The organism is Amycolatopsis dendrobii, from assembly GCF_014145675.1.
Taxonomy (GTDB): Bacteria; Actinomycetota; Actinomycetes; order Mycobacteriales; family Pseudonocardiaceae; genus Amycolatopsis; species Amycolatopsis dendrobii.
Map to the genome: position 1 here is coordinate 355355 of NZ_JACGZW010000003.1, position 18681 is coordinate 374035.

The following is an 18681-nucleotide window of genomic DNA, read 5'->3' on the forward strand; positions in this document are numbered from 1 at the left end:
GTAAACACATGCGACGGAGAATGGCCGCAATCGTGGCCCCCGTTGCCGCTCTGGGGCTCCTGCTCGCCGCTTGCGGCGGAGGCAGCGGCGGCGGCGACAAGGGTTTGCAGGACGCAGGCACCACGGGCGTCAAGACGTCGGACATCAACGAGCAGCCGATGGACAAGCTGAAGGACGGCGGCGACTTCAAGTGGCCGGTCGACCAGCTGCCGGACAACTGGAACTACTACCAGGTCGACGGCACCGTCCTGGACGGCGCGAACATGTTCGGCGCGATCCTGCCCTACCCGTTCCCGCAGAACGCGGACGCGACGGTCGGTCTGGACAAGAACTACCTGACCTCGGCCGAGATCGTCAGCCAGGACCCGCAGGTCATCGAGTACAAGATCAACCCGAAGGCCAAGTGGAGCAACGGGCGCCAGTTCTCCTGGGAGGACTTCGCCGCGATGGCGAAGGTCCTGAACGGCAAGGACACCGCCTACCAGGTCTCCAGCACCACCGGCTACGAGGACATCGCCAAGGTCGAGAAGGGCACTGACGACCTCGACGTCAAGGTCACCTTCGCGAAGAAGTTCGCGGAGTGGAAGTCGCTGTTCTCGCCGCTGTACCCGAAGGAGGCGATGGCCGACGCCAACACCTTCAACAAGGGCTGGGCGCAGAAGGCGCTGATCACCGCGGGTCCGTTCAAGATCAAGAACGTCGACTACACCGCCAAGACCGCGGTGTTCGAGCGCGACCCGAACTGGTGGGGCGACAAGCCGAAGCTGGACACCGTGACCTACAAGGTCGTGGACCGTCCCGCGCTGGCGGACGCGTTCGCCAACGGGCAGATCGACTTCTACAACCTGAACAACGACATCAACGCTTTCAAGCGGGCGCAGGCGGACCCGAACGCGGTCGTGCGCCAGTCGACCTACCCCGACTACACGCACATGACGCTGAACGGCGCGCCGTCCTCGATCCTTTCGGACAAGGACCTGCGGCTGGCGGTCATGCGCGGCGTCGACACGGTGACCATCTCGAAGTCGATCCTCGGCCAGATGCAGAAGGACACCACGCCGATCGGCAACCACCTGTACCTCAAGGGTTCGAAGACCTATGAGGACAACAGCGGCCCGTACAAGTTCGACCAGAACGCGGCCAAGGCCGAACTGGACAAGCTGGGCTGGAAGCAGTCCGGCGACCTGCGCGCCAAGGACGGCAAGCAGCTGAAGCTGCGCCTGGTCATCCCGTCGGGGACCCCGATCAGCCAGCAGACCGGCCAGATCCTGCAGTCGCAGCTGAAGGCGATCGGCGTGGGCATCGACATCGTCGCGGTCCCGTCGGCCGAGTTCTTCAAGAACTACGTGAACGTCGGCAACTTCGACCTCACGCTGTTCCGCTGGATCTCGAACTCGTTCCCGATCGGCGGCAGCAAGGGCATCTACTACCTCGACCCGAAGAACATCAACCAGAACTACGGGCACATCGGCAGCGACAAGCTGAACCAGCTGCTGGACACCGCCGCGCAGGAACTGGACGACACGAAGCGGGCCGCGGACATCAACGCCGCGGACAAGGAGATCTGGGCGCTGGGCCACCAGCTTCCGATCTTCCAGTCGACCGGAGCCTTCGCCGTCCGCAAGACGCTCGGCAACTTCGGTTCGCCTGGCTACGCGAACAACCCGTACGACTACACCAAGATCGGGTTCGTGAAGTAATCCTCCCCCAGCGGGAAACGAAGGAGCGGCGCGGACTCCCCGCGCCGCTCCTTCCTTTTTGGACAGTTAAGGTGATCCTTGTGCGGAAGTTCCTGCGATTGCGGCCGGTGCGGCACATCCTGGCGACGAGTGCGGTGGTGTTCGTCGCGTGCGCCGCGGTGTTCGTGGTGCAACTGCTGGAGTTCAACAGCACCCGGCCGCGGCTGCAGGGGCTGACCGTGAACGCGACTGGCATCGTCTCCCGGGTCGACGACGCCACCGTCACGGTGCGGTTCCCGGTGCCGAACCAGCCGGAAGCGAGCGCGGCGGTCGAACTGGACACCACTCCCCCGCCGCTGGGCACGAAGGTGCCGGTGCGCTACGACCCGTCAGCCCCTTCGCGCGCGGTCACGACCGGCGCTTCGGCTTTGGTGACCGCCGATCGCGCCTCGACGTACGCGACGGTCACGGTGGTCGCAGTGCTCGCGATGCTTGCGGTGAACGGATTCCTGTTCTTCACGCGCTTCGTGCAGCCGTCCCGGCGCAAGGCGGTCGCTTCGGTGCCGATGCGCCGGGTGAAGGTGCAACGCGGCTTGCTGACGCGGTCGTGGCTGGAGACCGACACCGCGACGCCGCGGTGGATCCCGGTGTACTTCTCGCCGACGTTGATCGGCTTGCCGTCGCCCTCGCGGGTCGAGGTGCTGGGTGACCTGCGCACAGACCGTCACGTCGCCGTGCGCCTCGACGGCGAGGTGCTGTACCCGGCGGGCGCGGTGCGCACTGGCGAACCTCGCGGCCGCCGGCTGGACAACCCTTCCGAGCCGGACGAGGAACGCGCGCTCGCCGCGGCCACGCCGGTACGGCTTGCTCGGCAGTTCCGCGCTGACCTGCCGGTGCTGGCGGTTGCCCCGGTCGTGGGGGCGTTCTGGGCGCTGGTCGACGGCAGCGGATTCGCGGGCTGGCTGACGGTCAGCGTGCTGATCGCCGCGTTCGGCTTCTGGTGGGCCGCTCTGCGCGGCTCCGACCCCTCACTCTGACCAGCCCCGCCCCGGCTCGCGAGGACTTCCGCGCTCAGGACTCCAGTTCGGCCAGGATCGAGGCCAGATCGGCGTACGTCTCCTCTACCTGCCGCTCCTTGAGCCGCTGCCGTTCCAGCCGCACCGCGCCGAGGTGCCGGGCCTCGTAGTACAACGCGCGCCGACGCGCCGACGGGGACTCGTCGGGCCGTCCGTAGGTCTCCCAGAACCAATCCCGTCTCGAACCCGTTTTCACCGAGGCCATGCGGATCGTCCAGTCCGCCGCCGGGTCGCCCCACCAGCTTCGGTCGTGGTCGAATACTCCGACGATCTCGAGTTCCGGCGTCAGCATGACGTTCACATGCCACAGATCCCCGTGCGTCAGGCGCGGTTCGGTGATCTCGTCGAGCAGCGCGGCGTCGCGCTTCACCCAAGCGGCCATCGCGCGCAAGTCAGACCCGTCGAGGCCGAAGCCTTCGACGTCTGCCGCATTGTCCTCGAAATACGCGATGAGCGCTTCGCTCCAGGTCGCGAAATGCGGACCGGCCACGACGCCGAAACCGGGGCCGCGCACGTCGTGGATCGCGCGGGTGATTTCTCCGAGCTGGCGGAAGTACGGCGCCCGTTCCTCCGGCGTATGCGCGGAAAGGATGTCCGGGCCGGGCGCTCCGGGGAGAACCGCCTGCAGGACGTAATCCCGGCCGATGACCTGGTGCGTGAAGTCGGCGGCGATCGTGCGCGGCATCAGCGGCGCGATCGGGGCGAAGTACGGCGCGGCAAGGTATTCGTTGCGCATGAACTGGTGCTCGATCCGGTTTTGCCGCGCCGGTTCCGGGGCGACGCGCAGGATCGCCGGGCCGTCGGCCAGCTCCACCCGGTAGGTGTTGTTGTAGCCGCCCCAGCCGATTTCGACGGCGGACCGCACACTGCTGCCGAGCGCGCGGCGGCACAGCGATTCGATCTGCTCGGCGGTGAGGGGTTGCTGGAACGCGTCCGAGGGCCGGTCCTGAGGCTGGAAGTCCACCCGGGCATCCTGCCACCCCGTTCAGGACAGCACGAATCCTTTACGGCTCAGCGAATCCTCGATCCGCAGCCGTTCGAGATCCCGGTCGGCTCCCTCGCGCAAGCCGTCGAGCCGGTGTTCGACGTCGAGCTCGCGGCAGGCGGTGACGAGCAGTGCGTCGTACGCCTGCCGGGTGCCGATCCGACGCGCGGCGGGCGTACCAGCGGGAAGCCGCGCGAGCGTCCGGCGTACCCGGCGCAGGTCGGCGGCCACCTGCTCTACCGGCGGTTCGGACGGCACTGGAGCGGCGCGTCGCCGACGAAGCCAGCGGCAGAGCGCGGGAAGGCGGAGGGCAGCCCAGAACAACGCCGAGGGCGCCACGCTGACCACGGCGAACAGCAGAACCGGACCGGCCGCCACCCCGCCGAGTTTAGCCGCGCCGGCGGTTGCGCGCCCGGTTCGCGAACAGCACCGCGACACCCGCCCCGAGCAGGACGATGCTGGCGATCACGTGCAGCCGCGGCGGCAGCACGTGCAACTGGACGAACCAGCTCGGGTGCTCCGCCCCGGCGAGCCGGTTGATCAGCCCGCCCGCGCCCTGCACCACCAGGAGAATGCCGAGCAGCTCGATCACGACCGCGCCCTTCCTTTCCGCGAGGAAGACCCGATCTGGTGCCACAACGGCCCGACGAGGAACCAGATGCCGACGACCTTGGCCAGCAGCGACATCCAGCCCCACAACGGCTCGGTCCGGCTCGCGTCGCCGATGAAAAGGATCGCGAGCAACAGCAGTGCGGTGCTGATCGCACAGGCCAGCACGCACTTGCCCCATTCGAGCCATTCCTTGCGCACTTTCGCACGACCGGACAATTTCTCCGGCGGCGGTCCGCCGGCGAAGCGGTGCGCGAACCGGATGTCGGCCCACTCCACCATCGACGGTCCGAACACCACCGAGAAGCCCAGGTACACCGCGGCCAGCCCGTGCGTCAGGTTCGGCTTCGCGCCGTTGGTCAGGTCGATCACCGTGATCACCAGCAGCACCAGGTCGACCACGGGCACCAGCGCGAGCAGCACGGTGCTGGCCTTCTGCTTGCGCAGCGCGTACCGGGTCAGCAGCCCGGCCGCGATGAAGACCCAGAACCCGATCTCGCACGCCACGATGGCGGCGGTCATCGGGCTGTTCAGAATCTCGTCCATGGCCTCACTGTCGCGGGCGCGGACGTCCGCGCGCGTCAGCGGTCGGCACGATCGGGGGGTCATCATTTCGTAGGACGACCGGGCCGCCGCGGTGTGCTGTCATGGTCGGGTGCGCTTGCGAGACCTGCGCTCGGCCCTCCCCCGGCCGCGCGAACTGCCGCTGTGGCAGCAGAACGGCCTCGTCGCGCTCGCGGTGTTCGCCGGCGGCGCGATGCTGTACCTCATCGACGTCCACCGGCTGCAGGGCAACAGCGACCCGTACCCGATCTGGGTCCGGTTCGCCGAGCTCGGCGCGATGTGCCTCGCCCTGTTCCTGCGCCGGACAGTGCCGTGGGGGCTGCTGATCGCGACCGGCATCGTCGGGTTTGACGTCGTGGTGGACCTGTCGTTGCCGATCGCCGTCGCGTACACGGATTTCCTCTACACCGCGGTGCTGCACGGCTCCCGCCGCACCGCCCGGGTGCTGGTCGGATTGACCGCCGCCGCCACGCTCGCGGTGCTGTTCGTCTTCGTGGCCATCGCGGGCTGGCGAGCGGCTGCGTTCGGGGTGTTCGGCATGCTGTCGTTCCTTCTGGTCCCAGTGTGGTGGGGCGCGAATGTGCGCCAGCAGAGCGACATCGCGGCGACCGAACGGGCCAACGCCGAGCAGCTCGCGACGATCGCTGCGCTGGACCGAAAGGCGGCCGTAGCGGCCGAGCGCGCGCGGATGGCTCGCGACCTGCACGACGTCGTCGCCGGGCATTTGTCGGCTATCGCCATCCAGTCGGAGGCGGCGCTGTCCATGGCAGACGATCCGAAGACCGCGCAGACCGTGCTCGTCGCGGTTCGGGAGAACAGCGTGCACGCGCTGGAAGAAATGCGCGCGATGATCGGCCTGCTGCGTTCGGAGTCCACCGACGACGAGGTGACCGCTCCGGCGAGGCTGGCCGAACTGTCCAGGCTGGTGGAATCTGCCCGAGCGGCGGGCATGACGGTGACCGTGGATTCCACTGTGAACGAAGAACTCGCGCTGCCGACGGCCGTCGACCTCACCGCGTACCGGATCGCGCAGGAAGCGCTCACCAACGCGGTCAAACACGCGCCGGGCAGCCAGACGACAGTGCGGCTGCGAGTGGCCGACGGCACGCTGACCGTCGAAATCGGCAACGAACTGCTCGGCGCGCCTTCCCCGTCCGGCAGCGGCGGGCACGGTTTGCTGAGCATGCGCGAGCGCGCCCACGCTGTCGGCGGCACCCTGCGAGCGGGTCCGTCCGGACCGCGCTGGCTCGTCCACGCCGAACTTCCCCTCGCCGGAGAGCCCTCATGACCATCCGTGTCCTCGTCGCCGACGACCACGGCGCCATCCGCGCCGGGCTCGCGCTCATCCTCGGCAACGCCGAGGGCATCGAGGTGGTCGGCGAAGCCGCCGACGGCGAGGTCGCGCTGCGCCAGGCCCGCGCGCTGCGGCCGGACGTCGTCCTGATGGACGTCCGGATGCCCGGCACCGACGGGATCACCGCCACCCGCAGGCTGATCGCCGAAGGGCTCGCCGAGGTCCTCGTCCTCACCACCTTCGACCTCGACGAATACGTGCACGCCGCACTGCGCGCCGGGGCCGCCGGGTTCCTGCTGAAGTCGGTGGAGGCGCCGCGGCTGATCGAGGCCGTCCGGCTGGTCGCGGCGGGCGAGGGCGTGCTCGCCCCGCAGGTCACGAAGCGGCTGATCGCCGCCTTCGCCAGCACCCCGGCCGGCCCGTCGCCCGCGCCGAGCGGGCTCGCGGACCTCACCGAACGCGAACGCGAGGTGCTGGGCTGTCTCGGCGCCGGGCTTTCGAACGCCGAAATCGGCTCCCGGCTGTACATCGGCGAGGCGACGGTGAAAACGCACGTTTCCCGGGTGCTCGCCAAGCTCGGCCTGCGGTCCCGGGTGCAGGCCGCGATCCTCGCGCAAGACCACGGTATTGAGCCACCCGGTTAGCCGATCTGCGCATCCGGGCGCGACCTTCTAACGTTCCCCCATGGGTGAGCGGAGAACTCTCGACGTCGACGAAGTCCTCAAGCGACAGGAATCCGGCGAGCTGAAGCGGCGGCTCAGGGGGCGCGACCTGATCGGGTTCGGCGTCGGCATCATCATCGGCACCGGGATCTTCACCCTCGCCGGGGTCGAGGCGAAGACGCACGCCGGCCCGTCGGTGACGCTCTCGTTCGTGATCGGCGCGGTGGTCGCCGGCCTCGCCGCGCTCTGCTACGCCGAACTGGCCTCCAGCGTGCCGACCGCGGGCAGCGCCTACACCTACGCCTTCGCCACCCTCGGCGAGGTCTTCGCCTGGATCATCGGCTGGGACCTGCTGCTGGAGTTCGCGCTCGGCGCGGCCGTGGTGTCGCGCAGCTGGTCCGGCTACCTCGCGAACCTGCTCGGGCTGTCGCCGGACTGGTTCGGCGAGTCCGCGACGGTCAACGTCGGCGCGGTGCTGATCATCGCGGTGCTGACGGTCGTGGCCGTCGTCGGCATCAAGGAGTCCGCGTGGCTCACGAACGTGCTGGTGCTCGTCAAGGTCGCGGTCTGCGTGCTCATCCTCGCCGTCGGCGTGTTCTTCGTGAAGGGTTCGAACCTCACCCCGTTCATCCCGCCCGCGCAGCCGCCGTCGAGCAGCGCGAACGCGTTGCACCAGCCGGTGGTCCAGGCCGCGCTCGGGCTCGAGCAGTCGGTGTACGGCATCGCCGGCATGGTCACCGCCGCGGCGGTCGTGTTCTTCGCCTACACCGGCTTCGAAGCGCTCGCCAACCTCGGCGAAGAGACCATCAACCCGCGCAAGGACCTCCGCGTCGGCATCCTCGGCGCGCTGGCGGTCTGCGCGGTGCTCTACATCGGGGTCTCGATCGTGCTCACCGGCATGGTCCACTACACCGACATCGACTCCGGCGCGCCGCTCGCGGACGCGTTCGACCGGGTCGGCCAGCACTGGGTCGGCGCGCTGATCTCGCTGGGCGCGGTCACCGGGCTGACGTCGGTGATGATGGTCGAACTGGTCACGATCGGCCGGATCGGCTTCGCGATGGGCCGCGACGGCCTGCTGCCCAAGGCAATCGGCACGGCGCACCCGCGCTGGGGCACGCCGCACCGGATGACCATCGGCGGGGCCGCGCTGATCGCCGTGCTGGCGGCGTTCGTGCCGATCTCGGCGCTGGCCGACATGGTCAGCATCGGCGCGCTGTCGGCGATGATCATCGTCGCGGTCGCGGTGCCGGTGCTGCGCAAACGCCGTCCGGACCTGAAGCGCCCGTTCACCGTGCCGTTCTCGCCGGTGGTGCCGATCGTCGCCGCGGTAGCGTGCTTCTACCTGATGCTGAACCTCGACGTGATGACCTGGATCCGGTTCGCCGCGTGGCTCGTGCTCGGCCTGCTGATCTACTTCTTCTACGGCCGCAAGCACTCCCGCTTCGCGAAGTAGGTTCAGGCCACTGCCAGGTGCACGCGGCGGTGCCGCGGATTCTCGACCTCGTCGAGCAGCGCCACGGCGAAATCGGCGTACGAGATCTTGCGGGCGAGGTCGCCGTGCCCGCCGATTTCGTAGCGGCCGGTGCGCTCGCCTTCGTGGTCGAAGTCGCCGACTGGGCTGACGTACACCCAGTCCAGCCCGGCGCCCTCGATGCGCAACACCTCGAGCCCCGCCGCGTGCGCCAGGCAGAACGGCCGGAACTCGGCCGGAATAGAGTCCAGCACCGAGGTTCCGTCGGCGGCGGGCAGCAGCGCGGACAGCCCGACCGCGACGAGCCTGGCCTGCGACAAACCGGTGACGAGAGCGTGTGCGGCGTCGGTGAAGAACGCGTGCGGGTCGGTGCCCTCGCCGTAGACCGCGGCCGCGTTGATGACCGCGTCCTGCCCAGCGACGAGGGCAGCGACGTCGGCCGCGTCGGTGACATCGCCAGCGACGACATCTGCCAGGTCGGGATAGCGCGCGGGATCGCGGACCACCGCGGTGACTTCGTGCCCGCGCCGCCGTGCCTCCGCGACCGCCTGCCGTCCGGCCCGGCCGCCCGCCCCGAAAACAACGATCTTGCTCATCGTGGGAATACCTCCTGGAGTGTCGATGCTCTGGAAGGTAGCCAGGGGGCCGGTTCCCTCCGGGATACTTGAGAGGAGACCGTGATGACCGTTCGCCGGCCCTTGCCTCCGGACCTGTTCGAGGAGCTGTGCCCGTCCGCGCTGGTGCCGTTCCGGTTCGGGGACAAATGGTCCGCGTTGGTGATCCGCTGCCTGGAGGACGGGCCGCGGCGGTTCTCCGAGTTGCGCGTGCCGCTGCGTCGCGTTACGCCGAAGGTGCTGACCCAGACGTTGCGCGGCCTCGAACGCTCCGGTCTGGTGTCCCGCACCGCGCACGCCGATCCCGCGTCAGGCGTGGAGTACGCGCTGACGCCGCTTGGCCAAAGCCTGCTGGAACCGATGCGGGCGGTGTACGGCTGGGTTGCCGAGCATTGGGAGGAACTGCTGGACGCGCAGGAGCGGTACGACGGTTAGCCGTTGCGGCACAGGCGGTTTGCCAGTTCTCCTGGCAGCGGATACACCCGTTCCGCGGGCAGCAGCCGTTGTGCTTGCGCGGTGCGCCCGTCCTTGACCAGAGCCGCGGCCTTGCGGACCTGCGGCGTGCGGTCCTCGATGCCGACGATCCATTCGTCGGCGAAGGCCCGGATCAGTTCGCGGCCGACGCCGACCTGGATGCTGTAGTGATTCAGCGCCGCTCCGCGCCACGACCGTTCCGGATCCCATTGGACGTGCACCGCGGCCTCGGCCACCGCTGCCGGATCCGAAGTCGTGAGCGCCGCCCGGGACAGCGCCTCCTCCCACCCGGCCCGGGTGATCCGCACCGCGAGAACACGTTCCTGACCGGGCTTGCGCGCCCAGTTGCTGCGATGCATGAGCCACCGGAACGACGGCTTGATCCACGTCATCCGGTGAAACGAAAACGGCGCGACGAACCGGCCCGCCCGCAATGCCGCGTCGGCGATGGCCGTCCGGTAGGCCTGGTAGACCACGATCGTGTCCGTGTCGAAGTCCGCGCGGATCTCGTAAGGGGCCGTCATGACGCGAAGGCTGCCATCCGCCCGGCCGGTCTCGCGAACTGTTTTCCCGGCCTACTGCGTGCGCAGCCCGGCATAGGAAACCGCCTGCGCCAGCACCTCCGCGTGCCGGGCGTCCGCCACCAGCAGCACCGATTCCAGCGCCGCCGCGATCCATTCCACCGGCTGGTCGTGCACGCCTTCGTCGCCCAGTTCGCGGTAAGTGTCCACAACGGACAGCAGCGTCCCTTCCGCACCCAGCCGTACTCCGGCGATCAGCACGTGATGCGGTGCGGGCGGCCGCCATCGGTTTGTCCACAGTGGAGGGATGCCGGTGTCGAGATAGTCCAGCAACGCGCGTTCCGGCGTGTCCGGCGAGCCCAGCTCCGCCGGGTCGACCCGCGCCAGCACCGCCACGCGCGGCAGTTCCCACAAGCCCAGCAGCAGATCCGAAACCGTCGAAGCGCTCCACTCCCCCAGCGCCGGAACCACCGCCAGCTTCTCCTCCGACAACGTCCGGACAGCTGAGGCCAAACCCTCCAGCGAAGTGCCCGCAGCAGTTTCGTCGAACGGTACCGGAAGCCGGAAGTCGTTGCGGGACAGCGCACCCGCCGGACGGCTGGTCGACGTGCGCACGGTCCCCGCCGCGATCGCGACCTCGTCCTGGTCCGGTACCGCGATGTCCGCCGCGCGCAGCGTCACGAGTCCGGTGAAGGCCGCCGCCAAACCGTCCTTCTGCGGGAGTTCCGCTCGGGCTTCGGCGACCAGGCGCGCGCCGCCGGGAAGCCAGTGGACGTCGGAAAGCCCCGTGTTCAGTACCGCCACAGATGCGCCGCCACGATCTCCTCGGGCGCCCGCTCGGCGGCCCACGCCGCGTCCGAGGCGCGCACCGCGCGGAACGCGCCGAGCAGCTCGTCCCCCAGCGCCCCGGACACGCGCGGATTCGCCAGCAGCGCGGTGTCCTGTTCGGACGGACTCGCCGGCAGCGGCAGCACGCCCGCGGTGTTCCGTTCCCCTTCGCTCCAGCCGCCCGGGTCCTCCGCGATCGGCTCCGGCAGCACCGCCGAATCCTCGATCCCGGCCATTCCCGCGGCGAGCACGACGGCCAGCGCGAGATACGGGTTGGCCGACGCGTCCGACGTCTTCAGCTCGACATTCGCGTGCTCCGCCCCGAGCAGCGCCGTGCCCGGGACGTACCGCAGCGGCGCCTCGCGGTTCTCCACGCCCCAGAACGCATACGCGCCAGCGAAAAACCCCGGCCGCAACCGCATCGTCGAAGGCACGCTCGGTGCGGTGATCGCCGTCAGCGCGGGCAGATCCCGCAGCAGCCCGCCGAGGTACGCCGCGCCTTCGCCGCCCGGCACGCCGTCGCCTGCCAAGAGGTTGCGGCCCTTGCGGCGGACCGAAGTGTGCAAGTGCCAGCCGTTTCCCGCGGCTCCGAGGCCGATCATCGGCGCGAAACTCGCCACCAGCCCGTGTGCGTGCGCGGCCGCGTGGATGGTCTGGCGCGCCAGCAGCTGATCGTCCGCCGCGGATACCGGGTCCGTCGCCGCGAGCGACAATTCCAGCTGTGCCACGCCGTATTCCGCGTGCAGCTGGCCGATCTGCAAGCCGTTCGCGGCGAAATCGTGCAGCAGCGCGGCGATGAAGTCGTCCAGGCCGATCAGCGCGTGCGGACTGTAGGCGGGGCCGCGGTGTCCCGGCGCGGACACGACGTCCTCGCTGCCTGCTGGTGCGACGGCAAACTCCAGCTCGTACCCGGCCCGGAATTCGAGACCACGCTGCGCCGCCTCGGCGACCTGCCGCTCCAGCACGGAACGCTGGCAGTACGGCCACGGCGAACCGTCCGCGGCGAGCTGCCGCACCGGCGCCCAGGCGAGCGCGGGCTGCCCGGCGAGCCGGCGGAGGCGTTCCACGACCGGCACGAGCCGGATGTCGCCGGAGGGCGTGCCGAGACCGGAATGGGCGTAGGTGATGGCGTCGTGGCTGTCGAAGACCGCGAACAGCGAGGTCGCGCCGACGCCGCGGACCGCCGCGTCCGCCAGCCCGCCGACCGGGACCACGCGCGAACGCGGGATGCCGTTGTTGTCCGCCCAGGCCAGGTGGACGCCACCGACCCCCGCCGCGGCCAGGTCCTTCGCCGCCGCCGACGCCGCCTTGGTCATGGCAACCTCCTCGGGCTCGGGATCAGTATCGCGGGCCGGGGCCGCCCGGGCCATCCGCGAGTGTTCACCCGGGCGGCTCAGTGACCGGCCCGGCGTCGTCCCGGCTGCGCAACGCCACCCCGGCGACGACGGCGAGCGTCCCGATCGCTTCGGCGACGCTCGGCACCTGCGCGAGCACGAGGAACCCGACGACCCCCGCCGTCACCGGCAGCAATGCCAGCAGCACCGCGAACCGAGCCTGCCCGAGGCGGCGCAGGACCACTTGGTCGAGCGCGTACGGCACAACGGTCGACAGCACGCCGACGCCGATCCCGAGCAGCAGCATGCGTGGCGAACCCCACACTTCGCCGGTGCCCAGCGCGAGCGGCGACAGCACGACCGTCGCCACCACGAACCCGACCGCCAGCGAATCCAGCCCGTCCCCGCCGATCGCGACCCGCTTGCCGAGCACGATGTACCCCGCCCACGCAGCCGCCGCGGCCAGCGCGAACACGACGCCGAGCGGACTGCCCGCGATCCGTACGTCCGCGATCGCGACCACCCCGAGCGCGACCAGGACCAGCGCGATCAAATCGCGCCGGGTCCGTGACCCAATCGCCGCCACGACCACCGGACCGGCGAACTCCAGCGCGACCACCGTGCCCAGCGGCAGCCGCGCGATGGCCTCGTAAAAGACCACGTTCATCCCGGCGGTGACGACCCCGAAAGCGCCCGCGAGCAGCAGCCTTTTCCCTCGCCAGGCGGCTTTCGGCGGCCGCCGCCACAGCACCAGCACGACGGCCGCCCCGAGACAGCGCAGCCACGCGACCCCAGACGGCGTGGCGTGCCCGAAGAGGTCGACCGCGATGGCCGCACCGGCATACATCGAAATTCCGCTGAGAACGAACAAGACCGGTGCCGGAATCGCGTTCACGCGTTTCCAGGAGAGTGCAATGCCCACTCCCGCATGGTGCCTGACCACGGAAAACGCCCCGCGCCGGGTGGTCTGGTCCTACGGGGTGGGACGCCGCTGCGGCAACCGGGCTAATTCGGCGTGACGCACCTCCCACCGGCGCGGGAACACTTGCGGGCCGCCAAACGTCTGCAAGAGTGGAAGCACGAACACCGCGGAGCCGGAAGCGATCCCCGCCGAAGGCATCGAGACCGAAGTGGGCGTAGCTGGATCGAGGCACCGGGCGACCGGTGCCGGGACGGAGGGAGACCCCCATGACAACACCGACGCTCACCCGCCCCGAATTGACCGCAGCCGACCGATGCGACCGGTGCGGAGCAGCAGCTCAGGTACGCGCTGTCCTCAGCTCCGGAGGCGAGCTGCTCTTCTGCGGGCACCACGCCCGCGAGCACGAGGCCAAGCTCAAGGAACTGGCCGCGGAGATCCAGAAGTAAGTTCGCTCACCGACAGATTCGCTCCCCGGAGGCGGCAGGCGCAGGCGCGCTTGCCGCCTCCGGTGTTTTCCGGGGTGACGCCCGGTTTCGGCTGGCGGTTTTGTGCCGCCCCGGCACCTTCCAGTTCTTGCCCTCTTGCCGTACAGGACTGGCCCCGTGGGTGTGCTCGGACTCGCGCTGGCCTCCGACACCGTCAGCCCACGACCTCCGCCACGCTCCGCCGTCCGAGCGAACAAGCCGCTTTCCCCGAAAGCTCTCAACGCGCACCAGCGCATCCAACGATCGAGGCACCCAGCCCCTCCCCCGCACCCCGATACGAAGCCGAACCGTCAGCACAATGGGCTAACGGGGTGCCCCACGCAACCGCCAGGCGACGAGCCGAAGACGAAACGCCCAGCTCACACCGTGTCCAACACCACCTCGAAAGCCACCTCAGCCGCCCCCAGCAGCTTCACGTCCGCGCCCAGCGCCGAACTCACGATCCGGGTCCCCCCGGCAGCCCGGGAAACCAGGCTCCGCCCCCGGACCTCCTCGGCGACCGCTCGCATCACCGACTCCGGCAGCACCGTCAGCAAATCCCCCAGCACCACCAGCTCCGGCCCGAGCAGGTTGACCACGTTGACCAACCCCAGCGTGAGCCACTCCGCGTACTCCGCCAGCCGGGAAGCGGCCGCGTCGGCATCCAGCCCCAGTTCGCGCAGCTCGACGAGAATCACTCCGCGAGGCGTGTCCTCCGGCAATCCCAAAGCCCGGCACAGCGCCGCCTCGCCGATCTCGGTCTCCCAGCATCCGCGGCTGCCGCAGTAGCAAGCCCGCCCGCCAGGCCGGATCGCCATGTGGCCGATCTCGCCGACATACCCGGCGCCGCCGCGCAGCGAAGAACCCTGCGAAATCACCCCGCCGCCGACGCCGACGTCCGCGGACACGTACACCGAATCCGAAGATCCCCGGGCCGCCCCGCGCAGATGCTCGGCAACGGCCCCTAGCTCGGCGTCGTTGGCTACCAGCACCGGAATCCGCAGGACCGCCGACAAGCGGTCCCCGAGCGCCACATCGGTCCACCGCAGGTTGGGCGCCTCGTGCACCAAGCCGTCGGCCCGCCGCACCACCCCGGGCACCGACACGCCGGCCGCCACCGGCTCCACGCCGAGGTCGCCGGCCAGCACCCGCGTCGACTCGATCACGTGGGTGATCACCTCGTCCGCGGTCCGCGTCCGGGCATGCAGGTTCCAGCTGTTGCGCCCGAGTATCTGCCCGCCGAGCCCGACCAGCGCGATCGCGACGTGTTCGACTTGCAGGTCGACCGCGAGGACGACGGCGGCGTGCGGCTGCGGCAGGACCAGGAGCGAGGGGCGGCCCGCCCCTCGCCCTGGCCTCGGCACTTTTTCCTCGACCACGCCTGCCTCGGCGAGGCCGTCGACGAGGGTCTTGATGGTGCTCCGGTTGAGCCCCAGCTCGGTGGCCAGCGCCGCCCGCGTACTGGGCCCGCCGACGTGCAGCAGGCGCAACAGGGTCGTGCGGTTGTGCCGGCGCACCTCGTCCGGGCGGGCGACGGGCGGGCTGCTCACCGGGTCATCTTCCCATCAGCCCTCAGCGGGCCGATGCCTCAGCCCGCCGTCGCGACAACGCGTCCACCGAAGCGGCCAGCAGCAGCACCAGGCCGGTGATGATGTTGACCACCGCGGCCTTCTGCTGAAGCAGGCCCAGACCGTTGTTCACGATCGCCAGCACCGCGCCGCCGATCACCGCGTCCATGATCCGGCCCTTGCCGCCGAACAGCGAGGTGCCGCCGATGACCGCCGCGCCGACCGCGAACAGCAGCGTGTTCAAGCCGCCGGACTGGCCGCTGACCGAACCGACCTTCGACGAGTACACGATCGCGCCGATCGCCGCGAACGACGAGCTGATGACGAACACGCTGGTGCGCAGCTTCGGCACGTTGATGCCGGCCCGGCGCGCGGCTTCCTTGTTGCCGCCCACCGCGTACAGGTGCCTGCCGTACTTGGTGCGGTTGAGCACGTAGGTGCCCGCCACCAGCAGGACCAGGACGATCGGCACCACGTACGGCACGCCCGCGATCACGACGAGGTCGTTGGACGCCCGGTTGATGGTGAGCAGGTAAGTCGCGACCGCGGCGACGACCGCGATGGCGCCGACCTTCGCCAGCACGATCGGCGTCGGCTGCACGACGAGCCCGCGCTTCAGCCGCGAGAAGTGCTGTCCGAGCGCGAGCACCGCGTAGCCGCCCGCCGCGACGACGAACAGGATCCAGCTGCCCGCCACCGAAAGGTTGCCGTTGGCGACCGCGTTGAGCGTGTCGCTCGTGCTGATCGGCAGCGTGCCGCCCTCGCCGACGAACTGCAGGATCACGCCCTGCCACACGATGAACAGCGCCAGCGTGACGACGAAGGACGGCATCCCGATCTTCGACACGAGAAAACCGGTGATGCAGCCGATCGCGGTGCCGGTGCAGACCGCGATGAGCATTTCGACCCACGCGTTGACCGGCGCGCCGACCAGGATCACCACGATGCCGACCAGCGAAACCGCCGCCCCGGCCCAGATCTTCTGCAGCAGCGCCAGCACCACCGCGAGCACGAGCACCGCGATGAACGTGATGAAGACGCCGGTTCCCATGGAGCCCAGCAGGTTTCCGTTGTGGACGTAATGCAGCGCCATCAGCGACGCGCAGACGCCGGACGCGGTGCCCGCGGACAGGTCGATCTCGCCCAGCAGCAGCACGAAAACGATGCCCATCGCGATGATGGTCTGGCCCGCGCCCTGCTCCAGCAGGTTGGCGATGTTCTGCAGGGTGAAGAAGTCGCCCGACAGCGCGCTGAACAGGACGGCGAGCACGATCACGCCGAGCACGGCGGGGATCGAGCCGAGCTGCCCGTCCTTCATCCGCGCGAAGTAGTCCTTGATCGCTTCGCCGGTGGACAGCGAGGTGGTGTCGATGCCGAAGTCGGCGATCGCCCCGGAGGGCGCGTCCGGAGTCTGCGGCTTCTCGGAAGTTTCGGTCATGGCGGGTTCTTTCTCGCTCACAGCGCGACAGCTTCGGGACGGGCCAGGCCGAGATCGCCCGATCGGCCCGCGGTGATGAGTTCGACGACCTGGCTGTGCGTGACGTCGCTGGTCTGGACATCCGCGACCAGCCGGCCGAGGTAGAGCACCGCGATCCGGTCCGCGACCTCGAACACGTCGGCCATGTTGTGGCTGATCAGCACCACGCCGAGGCCCTGTTCGGCCAGCCTGCGCACCAGGTCGAGGACCTGCTTGGTCTGCGCGACGCCGAGCGCGGCGGTCGGCTCGTCGAGGATGACGACTTTGCTGTTCCACAGCACCGATTTCGCGATCGCGACGGTCTGGCGCTGCCCGCCGGACAGCGAGGAAACCGGCGTGCGGACGGATTTCACCGTGCGCACGCCCAGCGACGCCAGCGTTTCGCGCGCGGCCTTCTCCATGCTGGCCTCGTCGAGCAGCCAGCTGCTGCCGCGTTCGCGGCCGAGGAACATGTTCTGCACGATGTCGAGGTTGTCGGCGAGCGCGAGGTCCTGGTACACGACCTCGATGCCGAGCCCGGCGGCGTCCTTCGGGCCGCGGATGTGCGCGTCCGCGCCGTTGAACCGCACCGCTCCGGTGTCGTACGGGTGAATGCCCGCGATGCATTTGACCAAAGTGGACTTGCCGGCCCCGTTGTCGCCGACGAGCGCGGTCACTTCGCCCGCCCGCACGGCGAAGTCCACGTCGTGCAGGACGTGGACCGGGCCGAAGCTCTTGTTCAGGCCGGTGATGTCGAGAATGGGCTCGCTCATGGGAATCGCTTGTCTCTCGCGTGGGTGCCGGGCCGGAACGCGTGTCGGGGGAACGCGTCCCGGCCCGGCTGCTCTTGGCGGGGAGTTACTGCGGCGTCAGGAGATGCCGTTTTCGGTGCACTTGGCGGCGAGGTCGCCGGTGCAGATGTCGGACGCCTTGACGTAGCCCTGCTGGACGACGGTCTTGATGTCCTTGATCGTGATCAGCTGCGGCTGCAGCAGCACCGACTTCAGGTCGCGGTTGTTCTTCGGGTCGTGCAGCTTGCCAGTGGCGATCGCGTCCGCGGCGGCCTTGTCGTTCTTGGCCAGCGCGGCGGCCAGCTTCGCGGTGTTCTCGGCCTCTTCCTTGATCGGCTTGAAGATCGTCAGCGTCTGGTCGCCGCGCAGGATCGCCTGCAGCCCGGCCGCGGTCGCGTCCTGGCCGGTGACCGGGACCTTGCCGTTGAGGCCGTTCTTCTTCAGCACGGTGATCACCGCGCCCGCCAGCTCGTCGTTCGCCGCGACGACGCCGTCGACCTTGCCGCCGACCCGGGTGAAGATCTGTTCGAACGTCGTGCCGCCGACCTGGGCGTCCCAGTTGTCGATGGGCTGCTTCTGCACGAGGTTCAGCGCCTTGGAGGCGTACAGCGGCTTGAGGACCTTGTCGTGGCCGTTGGCGAACAGGGTCGCGTTGTTGTCCGTCGGCGCGCCCTCGATCTGGACGACGTTGGCTCCCGGCTTGCTCTTCAGCGCGTCCGCGAGGCCCTGTGCCTGGATCTCGCCGACCTTCTCGTTGTCGAACGAGACGTAGTAGTCGGCCGAACCGCCGAGGCTCGGGCGGTCGTAGTCGATGACCGGGATGCCCGCGTTCTTGGCCTTGGCCTCGATCGCCGCGCCGACCGCGGGGTCGGACGGGGCGATGATCAGCACCTTGACGCCGGAGCTGATGAAGCCGTCGGCGAGGGTGGAGAACTTCTGGTTGTCGCCCTGGGCGTTCTGGATGTCGGCGCTGAAGCCCTGCGCGGAGAGCGCGGCCTGCAGCATCGGCTTGTCGAAGGCTTCCCAGCGGGCCGAGGTGGCGGTCTCCGGCAGGATCACGCCGACCTTGCCGTTGGCGCCGCCGCCGGCCGGGGCGGAGGCGGAGCTCTTGCTGTCCCCCGAGTTGCCGGAGCCCGCGCTGTTGGCGCCGCACGCCGAGAGCGCCAGGCCGGCGCTCACCGTCGCGGCGAGGAGGGTAAGGGTTCTGGTGCGCATCCTCGTTCCTTCTCCGATCATGCTCGCGGGGTGATCGGGAGGGGTCCCCGTGCACCGTCGCAGATATGTTGTGGCCGACAACATATGCCGCGGAGCGGCTCTGCGGAAGATGGCGGGATCGAGTAACCGACACCAAATGGACACAGTTCGG

General features: G+C 69.5%; 20 protein-coding genes. 7 read left to right on the forward strand and 13 right to left on the reverse strand.

Going from position 1 to position 18681, the window contains the following annotated elements; all coding sequences use genetic code 11:
- Positions 1 to 8: 8 nt before the first annotated feature.
- Both H4281_RS09820 and H4281_RS09825 read left to right on the forward strand, forming a co-directional pair.
- Entirely contained in the window at positions 9 to 1700 is a 1692-nt protein-coding gene (locus H4281_RS09820) for an ABC transporter family substrate-binding protein (protein ID WP_182890551.1), read from the forward strand.
- A gap of 80 nt (positions 1701 to 1780) precedes the next feature.
- Complete coding sequence (locus H4281_RS09825) at positions 1781 to 2716, forward strand: DUF3592 domain-containing protein (protein WP_237598747.1); 936 nt, start codon at positions 1781 to 1783, stop codon at positions 2714 to 2716.
- Positions 2717 to 2750: 34 nt separating this feature from the next.
- Here H4281_RS09825 and H4281_RS09830 read toward each other — a convergent pair whose 3' ends face one another.
- Genes H4281_RS09830 through H4281_RS09845 form a run of 4 tightly spaced genes read right to left on the reverse strand, consistent with a single transcriptional unit; the run spans position 2751 to position 4895 of the window.
- Positions 2751 to 3719: a phosphotransferase family protein gene (locus tag H4281_RS09830; protein ID WP_182890553.1), complete on the reverse strand. Its 969-nt coding sequence runs from the start codon at positions 3717 to 3719 to the stop codon at positions 2751 to 2753.
- Positions 3720 to 3740: 21 nt separating this feature from the next.
- On the reverse strand, positions 3741 to 4118 hold the full coding sequence (locus H4281_RS09835) for a hypothetical protein (RefSeq protein ID WP_182890554.1): 378 nt from the start codon (positions 4116 to 4118) through the stop codon (positions 3741 to 3743).
- 10 nt (positions 4119 to 4128) lie between these two features.
- Positions 4129 to 4332 (reverse strand): hypothetical protein, encoded by a 204-nt coding sequence (locus tag H4281_RS09840; RefSeq protein ID WP_182890555.1) that lies wholly within the window; start codon positions 4330 to 4332, stop codon positions 4129 to 4131.
- A complete protein-coding gene (locus tag H4281_RS09845) occupies positions 4329 to 4895 on the reverse strand; it encodes a hypothetical protein (protein WP_182890556.1) in 567 nt (188 codons plus the stop codon). Before H4281_RS09845 ends, H4281_RS09840 begins: the two co-directional genes overlap by 4 nt.
- A gap of 124 nt (positions 4896 to 5019) precedes the next feature.
- Between H4281_RS09845 and H4281_RS09850 the strand changes: the two genes are divergently transcribed.
- The 3 genes from H4281_RS09850 to H4281_RS09860 are packed head-to-tail and all read left to right on the forward strand — an operon-like array spanning position 5020 to position 8325.
- Complete coding sequence (locus tag H4281_RS09850; RefSeq protein ID WP_376771853.1) at positions 5020 to 6201, forward strand: sensor histidine kinase; 1182 nt, start codon at positions 5020 to 5022, stop codon at positions 6199 to 6201.
- Complete coding sequence (locus H4281_RS09855; protein WP_182890558.1) at positions 6198 to 6851, forward strand: response regulator; 654 nt, start codon at positions 6198 to 6200, stop codon at positions 6849 to 6851. The genes H4281_RS09850 and H4281_RS09855 overlap by 4 nt, the downstream gene beginning before the upstream one ends.
- Positions 6852 to 6891: 40 nt before the next feature.
- Positions 6892 to 8325, forward strand: coding sequence for an APC family permease (locus H4281_RS09860; RefSeq protein WP_182890559.1), 1434 nt, complete (start codon positions 6892 to 6894; stop codon positions 8323 to 8325).
- Positions 8326 to 8327: 2 nt separating this feature from the next.
- Here the strand turns inward: H4281_RS09860 and H4281_RS09865 are convergent, their stop codons facing one another.
- Positions 8328 to 9005 (reverse strand): NAD(P)-dependent oxidoreductase, encoded by a 678-nt coding sequence (locus H4281_RS09865; RefSeq protein ID WP_312872093.1) that lies wholly within the window; start codon positions 9003 to 9005, stop codon positions 8328 to 8330.
- Between the two features lie 18 nt (positions 9006 to 9023).
- On the opposite strand from H4281_RS09865, the gene H4281_RS09870 reads away from it, so the two are divergent.
- On the forward strand, positions 9024 to 9392 hold the full coding sequence (locus H4281_RS09870; RefSeq protein WP_182890561.1) for a winged helix-turn-helix transcriptional regulator: 369 nt from the start codon (positions 9024 to 9026) through the stop codon (positions 9390 to 9392).
- Here the strand turns inward: H4281_RS09870 and H4281_RS09875 are convergent.
- From H4281_RS09875 to H4281_RS09890, 4 genes are all read right to left on the reverse strand, one after another.
- A complete protein-coding gene (locus tag H4281_RS09875) occupies positions 9389 to 9955 on the reverse strand; it encodes a DUF4291 domain-containing protein (protein WP_182890562.1) in 567 nt (188 codons plus the stop codon). The two genes, H4281_RS09870 and H4281_RS09875, sit on opposite strands and share 4 nt — an antisense overlap.
- A gap of 51 nt (positions 9956 to 10006) precedes the next feature.
- Complete coding sequence (locus H4281_RS09880; protein ID WP_182890563.1) at positions 10007 to 10756, reverse strand: DUF6885 family protein; 750 nt, start codon at positions 10754 to 10756, stop codon at positions 10007 to 10009.
- On the reverse strand, positions 10744 to 12096 hold the full coding sequence (locus tag H4281_RS09885; protein WP_182890564.1) for a type I glutamate--ammonia ligase: 1353 nt from the start codon (positions 12094 to 12096) through the stop codon (positions 10744 to 10746). Before H4281_RS09885 ends, H4281_RS09880 begins: the two co-directional genes overlap by 13 nt.
- Before the next feature lie 64 nt (positions 12097 to 12160).
- Positions 12161 to 12961 carry an EamA family transporter gene (locus tag H4281_RS09890; RefSeq protein WP_182890905.1) on the reverse strand — a complete coding sequence of 267 codons (801 nt, stop codon included), beginning with the start codon at positions 12959 to 12961 and terminating at the stop codon, positions 12161 to 12163.
- Between the two features lie 341 nt (positions 12962 to 13302).
- Between H4281_RS09890 and H4281_RS09895 the strand changes: the two genes are divergently transcribed.
- Positions 13303 to 13482, forward strand: a complete 180-nt coding sequence (locus H4281_RS09895) for a DUF7455 domain-containing protein (RefSeq protein WP_037358805.1) — start codon at positions 13303 to 13305, stop codon at positions 13480 to 13482.
- A 398-nt stretch (positions 13483 to 13880) separates the two neighbouring features.
- Here the strand turns inward: H4281_RS09895 and H4281_RS09900 are convergent, their stop codons facing one another.
- The 4 genes from H4281_RS09900 to H4281_RS09915 all read right to left on the reverse strand — a co-directional run bounded on the left by H4281_RS09900 (position 13881) and on the right by H4281_RS09915 (position 18530).
- Positions 13881 to 15050: an ROK family transcriptional regulator gene (locus H4281_RS09900; protein ID WP_182890565.1), complete on the reverse strand. Its 1170-nt coding sequence runs from the start codon at positions 15048 to 15050 to the stop codon at positions 13881 to 13883.
- A gap of 22 nt (positions 15051 to 15072) precedes the next feature.
- On the reverse strand, positions 15073 to 16506 hold the full coding sequence (locus H4281_RS09905; protein WP_182890566.1) for a sugar ABC transporter permease: 1434 nt from the start codon (positions 16504 to 16506) through the stop codon (positions 15073 to 15075).
- A gap of 17 nt (positions 16507 to 16523) precedes the next feature.
- Positions 16524 to 17297 (reverse strand): ATP-binding cassette domain-containing protein, encoded by a 774-nt coding sequence (locus H4281_RS09910; RefSeq protein ID WP_182890567.1) that lies wholly within the window; start codon positions 17295 to 17297, stop codon positions 16524 to 16526.
- A 96-nt stretch (positions 17298 to 17393) separates the two neighbouring features.
- A complete protein-coding gene (locus H4281_RS09915) occupies positions 17394 to 18530 on the reverse strand; it encodes a sugar ABC transporter substrate-binding protein (protein ID WP_043829303.1) in 1137 nt (378 codons plus the stop codon).
- Between the last annotated feature and the right edge of the window lie 151 nt (positions 18531 to 18681).